The following is a 590-nucleotide window of genomic DNA, read 5'->3' as shown; positions in this document are numbered from 1 at the left end:
GGTGCTGCCAACGGGCGACGAAGCAAGGGCGCGGCAGAGAAGGACGCCGTAGCGCTTTGTTCACAAAGTGGCGGTAAAAACTGTAAAGCAGCGTTCTCCTACAAGAATCAATGTGCTGTCGCAGCAGTTCCAACCTCGGGTAAAGGTGGCACTTCGTTTGCACGTTCCGCCACGCAGGACGAGTCAAAGCGCATTGCACTGAATCAGTGTCAGACGGGCGGAGGCATGGGCTGCCAAGTTATCTATTCTGCATGCACTGAGCCGGAGTTTGAGGCGTTCTAGAATCTGGAAGGTTTGCGGATATTCTCCGCGCATGCGGAATGATAGGCGGAGGCTGGTTGTGGACGTCTCCCGCAGCCACGGTAGGCCTTGGTAGTTTGTGTGCCCTTCTCCATTTCAACTGAACCTTTCCTGCTGATCAAACAAGGATGGCGGATGAATCGAACATTCAGCGCGCTCTTCTTGACCCTCACCCTGACGGCCTGTGGCCGTATGGAGGCAGCGATGAGTACTTCTATGCCACAGGCCGAGGAGGACGTCGCCAGCGGCGGCCGCGGCCTGGCCAAGCTCAATCCTGGGCCGCGCAAGGC

At 57.6% G+C, this 590-nt stretch carries 1 protein-coding gene and 1 pseudogene; both read left to right on the top strand.

What is annotated here, in order from left to right; genetic code table 11:
- On the top strand, positions 1 to 282 hold a 282-nt coding region (locus ACXJKH_RS21915; protein ID WP_457322544.1), incomplete at its 5' end, for a DUF4189 domain-containing protein.
- Positions 283 to 381: 99 nt separating this feature from the next.
- A pseudogene (locus ACXJKH_RS21910) lies at positions 382 to 590 on the top strand (hypothetical protein); the annotation flags it as partial.

It is taken from the genome of Stenotrophomonas sp. P5_B8, assembly GCF_054049855.1.
The sequence above is the reverse complement of the archived record's forward strand: the minus strand, read 5'-3'. Positions and strand labels throughout refer to the sequence as shown.